5 protein-coding genes are annotated in these 5,539 nt (G+C 51.9%); 1 reads left to right on the forward strand and 4 read right to left on the reverse strand.

The genetic code is table 11. The annotated features are described in order from the left end of the window. Positions 1–151: 151 nt before the first annotated feature. Positions 152–1,342 carry an IS1249 family transposase gene (locus ADM64_RS03870; RefSeq protein ID WP_162838042.1) on the forward strand — a complete coding sequence of 397 codons (1,191 nt, stop codon included), beginning with the start codon at positions 152–154 and terminating at the stop codon, positions 1,340–1,342. Between the two features lie 91 nt (positions 1,343–1,433). Here ADM64_RS03870 and ADM64_RS03875 read toward each other — a convergent pair whose 3' ends face one another. The 4 genes from ADM64_RS03875 to ADM64_RS03890 form a co-directional block, all read right to left on the reverse strand. Next, complete coding sequence (locus tag ADM64_RS03875; RefSeq protein WP_049193209.1) at positions 1,434–3,332, reverse strand: radical SAM protein; 1,899 nt, start codon at positions 3,330–3,332, stop codon at positions 1,434–1,436. Beyond that, entirely contained in the window at positions 3,325–3,624 is a 300-nt protein-coding gene (locus ADM64_RS03880) for a hypothetical protein (RefSeq protein ID WP_049193211.1), read from the reverse strand. The genes ADM64_RS03875 and ADM64_RS03880 overlap by 8 nt, the downstream gene beginning before the upstream one ends. After that, the gene (locus tag ADM64_RS03885) at positions 3,621–4,310 is read right to left on the reverse strand and encodes a hypothetical protein (protein ID WP_049193212.1); all 690 of its coding nucleotides are present in this window, start codon (positions 4,308–4,310) and stop codon (positions 3,621–3,623) included. The genes ADM64_RS03880 and ADM64_RS03885 overlap by 4 nt, the downstream gene beginning before the upstream one ends. A gap of 78 nt (positions 4,311–4,388) precedes the next feature. Then, positions 4,389–5,345, reverse strand: a complete 957-nt coding sequence (locus ADM64_RS03890; RefSeq protein ID WP_049193214.1) for a DUF1963 domain-containing protein — start codon at positions 5,343–5,345, stop codon at positions 4,389–4,391. Positions 5,346–5,539: the final 194 nt, after the last annotated feature.

The raw sequence follows: 5,539 nt of genomic DNA on the forward strand, positions 1-5,539 counted from the left end.
CAAAAAGTGTGTCTGACTTTCAGCATTACTGCTGATTAGGCTGGGTAAATCGGGCGGATATAAGCATCAAGACCTTATATCCGCCCGATTAGTGTTCAATCCACCGGAATGGCACCCGCATGTGCTAATCGGGGGTTGGTGTGCTTTCCGGGTGAGTAAAAACAGACCACGATGCCCGATATGCGCTGGGCAAATGAAGAAAAACGGAACCACTTCTAAAGGCACAACCAGGTGGCGATGCAAGGACCCGAACTGCGGCAGTTCCACGACACGAACCCGCACCGACCGCACGCAGACCCGCGACTTTAAAGCCTTCGTCTCTTATGCCACCTCCACAGCAACGTTGTCTGAACTCGCCCAGCAACAAGGGGTAAGCCGTTGGACACTTGACCGCCGATTCAAACCGTTCTGGCTCATCGACATCCCCAACGACGGTGACCCACAGCGCATCTACGACCAGATCTTCATCGACGGTACCTACACCGCCGCCGGATGCTTGCTCGTCGCAGCCAGCCACGACCACGTCATCGCATGGCACTGGACCAAACACGAAACCGCCCACGCCTACACGCAGCTACTCCGCAAAATCGCTGAGCCGCTCTGCGTCGTCCTCGACGGCGGACAAGGCGCACTTACTGCGATTAAAGCCTGCTGGCCGAACGCGATAATCCAACGATGCCTCGTCCATGCGCAACGCGTCATCCGCCGCTACACCACATCACGACCACGCACCGACGCCGGCAAAGCCATCTACGCCCTGGCGTTGAAACTGACCCGTATCACCACACTCGACCAGGCACGGGAGTGGACGCTGCGTCTGCACGACTTCGGACAGGTATTCAAAGCATTCCTCAACGAGAAAACGCCCGTGTCAAAAGAGCGCCGCACACTCAACAACCAGTGGGAATGGACCCATCTGCGAGTTCGCAAGGCATACAACTCCCTGCTGCACCTCTCACGGAAAGGATGGCTGTTTACCTACCTGCAGCCACCACCGAATGCGCTTGAGCCTCAACGCTGGGCTTCAACGACAAACAGTCTGGAAGGCGGCATCAACGCCGGGCTCAAACGCATCGCCGACGCGCATCGCGGCAGGTCCGGGGAACGCCAACGAAAAATGCTCGAGTGGTACCTGCACTCGAAAACGCAACTGCCTGACGACCCATTAAAGATCGCCAGGCAGTGCAATTTCGGCCAAGATCAACTCGCCAAAGTCAACGATCTTGTCGAAGAAGACCACAACAAAGCCGACCATGAAACAGGCCGACCAGCCTTCTACGACAACGCTATCCCAACCGAGTACGAACACTCGATAGGAATCAGAAAAGGCCCCATGAAGTAACAAACGGTGTGCCCGCCCCGCAACACGCCGAGCGGACACACTTTTTGCTACTTAACCCACCGCTCCAGGGAAGTTCCTGGGGCGGTCGTTTCTATGTAGCCTGAATATCAATTGACGGATCTGGCTTCCAATCAAACCGAAATTCGTGGAAGGGAAGATTCACCGTTTCCAGGTGGTAGAACGCGTTTTTGGCGTGCTTTGCGTAGTGGTATTCACGAGCTTTGATCGTTGTGATCGATAAGAGATTGCCATAATCGGGAAGGAACGTGTGTGCGTACTGCTTGAAAAACCCGGTTAAATCCAAAATCCAACCACCTTCCGCGCGAGTCAGTTCTGCGGCATAAAAATCGGTCGTGGCGACGTGCTCCATCTTTGTTCGGGCCTCGTCTCCATAGACAACGAGATTGTCACGCAAGAGTTGTACCCGGACCGCGTTAATTGCGCCGTCGCCTGCATTCAGTGCCCAAAGGTCGTCTGCGACAAACACCTTGATGCTATCGCTAGGCGAAATATTGGCCTGGGTGATGCGACCATAGAGTCGGCTGGAGAACAAGTCACAGGACGCCTCGTTGACATGGAGACGTATCGCACCTTTTCGGAACAACGTTGCCAAATTAGAATCGCGGTTGATAATCGATGTAATCGAGTTCTTCTCTTCGAAGAGCTCGGGATTAAACTCAATTACTCGAGGAACTGACAGGTCATCGTAAATACGCGGCTGGTTTTGTCGAATGAATGAGTCAACAAGGCGGCGCGAAACTTCCGGCTTGGGCGGAAAGCGATGTGGTTGGGCGCGATAAAGCGCCTTCTGGATACCGCAGGTATAGGCCTTGTCCTGCTGGGTGTTGTTGCGTTGAATTGGACACCCGGCATGGCAGAGATAGAAATACTCACAGCTAATGCAGTCACTGGATAGAGCAGGATTGGCCCGCTCATAAGCGCGAATGGCATCGCCGCCGCGCGTAATCAACTCAGGCATTCCCAGTTGGAGAATATTGCCAAACTTCAAGTCAGGTTCTGCCTGACCTCTGTGGCACGGGTAAACGTCCCCGTCCTTCTGCACTAGAAAGTTATTGGTGCCGCAATTGATCTGATTAGTGCAGTAACCGTGGGTAAATTCCTTGAACCACTCATAATAAATGGCTTGTTCGAACTTTGTGCCTTCGAAATGGAGCCGCAAAGCTTCGAAGAATTCAACCATTTCCTGCTGGTTGAGCTGGGAAGTGTAGTCCGACTTCACGCTATCGTAGGCAAACATGATGTAGAAGTCGGTAACCATGTCAAAACCATGTTCATCGAGCCATTCAATATCATGAATAAACTCGTCGATGCGTTCGAGGTGTTCTTTCCCAACTACGCAGCTTATCTGCTTGCGGAATGGATATTCACCAAGGAGCAAAACATTGTTAATTGTTCGCTTGAGGGTCGATTTCCCCGCCTTGGTTGTACGCAGTTTCTCATGCAGGCTAAATGGCAAATCAAAGCTGCCTGAAATGGAAACTTCGAACTCCTCGTAGAGGGGCCTTAATTTATCGGAGTTGTACAGATTGGTTTTAATGTGGATCGCTGCGCCGTTGCTGCCTAAAGCTTTGAGCTGCAAGCGATACTTAGAGCGATACTCCGTATATGCGTTGAACAGGTCGCGCAATACAGATGCTGGCAAAGTCGAAATTTCCGCACCGTGCAAAAGTAACGAGCTGATGAGGATTCCCTGGTGATCCAGATGGTTCGCAATGCGATTGAATTGTGACACTACATCCGAAGGATTGTCTTTGTTCTCGGTGAGATCGCCCAGGTAGCAGTAACTGCACCCAAGATTGCAATACTGGTTAGGAACAAAGGTCAGCTTAATTGCTTTGTGGTGAAGTCTGAATCCAGCTTTAGTGGTTACAGCTGCTTGAAAAGTGGCGTTGTCCGCAGCAGCGGTCTCATCAAGTGCTGGCACGCCGACGGTAGGAATCGTCGGTAACGGAAGTATTGTCTTAGCCATTATTATTATTGTTGTTGTTATTGTTATTGTTATTGTTGTTGTTCGAGTCCCCGCCGTCTCCGCTGTCGCTGCCGTCACCGAAATTTAGAGCGTCGCACCAACCGTTGGTAAAACTTCCTGTTTCAGAGAATGGACAGTCAAAGTCCGACTGGTCGAAATAGTCCGGAATGCTGCCGTCGCCACCGGTGCTCGCACCTGTACCGGTACGGTTATGGCCGCCAACGTCTGCAGTTCGCCGATATTTTTCCAGCTCATTTAGTTCTTCGTTTTCCCACGACTCATAGTTCGTCATTTTGCATCGGCCTTTTCATTCTTAGGACGCAGGCTAACTACCAGTGCGTTTGGTTGATTTGGAAGGTATCGTGTCGGCAGGATGGTCCCCGGGGTTACCGCTGCCGCCTCGTAATTCATTAACACCATTGTCTTAGTGGCAGAGTAGGGCTCACCATGCGCCGGGAAGACAGACAGTCCAAGTTCATATTCATTGAGGCCACGAACTTTTCGTCCGGTGTCTTTGATGTATTTCACCTGTGAGTAAGTCGGACGTCCTCGTAGATCAGCCTCTAACATTTCGCGATCAAGAATTCCATCGCGAATCTTGACTTGGTTCAGGAAATCTTGAGCCCGTTTCTCATGCCTGCCGCGGGCAATCTTGACCTTCTCCGGTCGGTCTGGGCGGTACATCACAGGGACGAGTATGCCTTGCTGCAGGAGGGAGTGCTTATGTTCCGGTAGTTGACGGGTCAAAACCGACTTAAAGTGGCTCCCATCTTGTGCCTCGACTGCCATCTGCATGATGACCGTGTAGTAACCCTTCTTATCGGGCTTGCCGGTGACGCTGAAGGATTCGATCTGTCCAACACCAATATTCGCCTGTGGCCACTCCACAGGTTTATCGGATCCGCGGAATTCAACAAAAAATACTAAAAGGGATACAAATACGATAATAACTGCGAATATAAGAAAGTCGCCTACCACTTTATTTACTCCAGGTAATGGTCGAAACTGTGGTTTGGATTAAAGGCAAACCAAATGGGGCGATTGTGGAAAACAAACCTAGCCACAATCCCAGTAGAAAACAGCACCATCGGTCGTGCCAGTATTTTCGGAGCGGTACACCACGGCCTCGCCGGCGTGCATCTTCTTCAACGCGTCTGGGTGAAGGAATACGTGGGCCACACCTAGATCGCCCCACATGGCCTCGAAGGGGAGCTCTTCTTCTTCGAGATATGTGGAATCGATCTCTAGGAAGTGAACGTACCCATCAGGCTGAAAAGGGTCTTGCGCGAAAGCGGGGAAACCGCCAAGCATAATGTTGCTTTGGTTACTGGCTGCGGCTCGCAACTCAACTAGCTCGTCAAAGTAGTCATCGTTATCAAGAAAGTCATCGTCCTTTTCGGACTCCAACGCCTCGTACACTGCTTGGTCAGTGGGAGGGATCATTGCCACTGCACTAGACAAGGAAATCGGAGAGTTCATAACCGTCCCAATATCCTCGTTGAACGGGGAGCAGTAATCCTCGTGCTCTTCATCGAAGGCTGCTGGCTCCGCGGTATGAGGTCCAGGGAAGCTGTGGTTGCCAAAGCCTTCCGCAGGCTCAGGGATATAGCGAATCTCCATGCCGTTTCCTGGCGAATCTGAAGTAAATCCGCCGCTGAGGGGATCAGCGCCGACAAAGAGTTGAAAAATTCCTGATTCGGGAATCAATCCGTCGAGAGTTGCTTCGCTTGTCGACGCCCCCTCCGCACGCACATGACCGACAATATCCGCAAAATTCAGCTGAATGATGTGGAGCAGTGGCTGACCGCTCTTTGCGATGGGCCATGTCGCACCTTCCGGAAGATACGGCCTGCCACCGAAGTACGAACCATGGTCGGTGGGAGTGCTGTTGGAGTAGGGAAGGGTTACGCCTGGTTGAGCAAGTTGGATGAGGCCATCAGTGTCTTCGGAGATAAACTCTCCGGCCTCGATCAACGAGCGAAGTGCTTGAACCTGTGCTGTGAACTCTGACATGGCAGGTGGTTCTTTCTCTCGGAAAACAAGGTGTTTAATCAGGGATTATCCTTCAAACGAAAGGATGCTGCAATAGCTATCCACTGCAGCATCCTTTTCCTTGATTCGCCAAAAAACTCCCTTGTGGAGGACCACAAGGGAGTTAGCGTGGAGCGGATGACGGGACTCGAACCCGCGACCCTAACCTTGGCAAG

The organism is Corynebacterium sp. 401_CJEI (assembly GCF_001076435.1).
GTDB lineage: Bacteria > Actinomycetota > Actinomycetes > Mycobacteriales > Mycobacteriaceae > Corynebacterium > Corynebacterium jeikeium_D.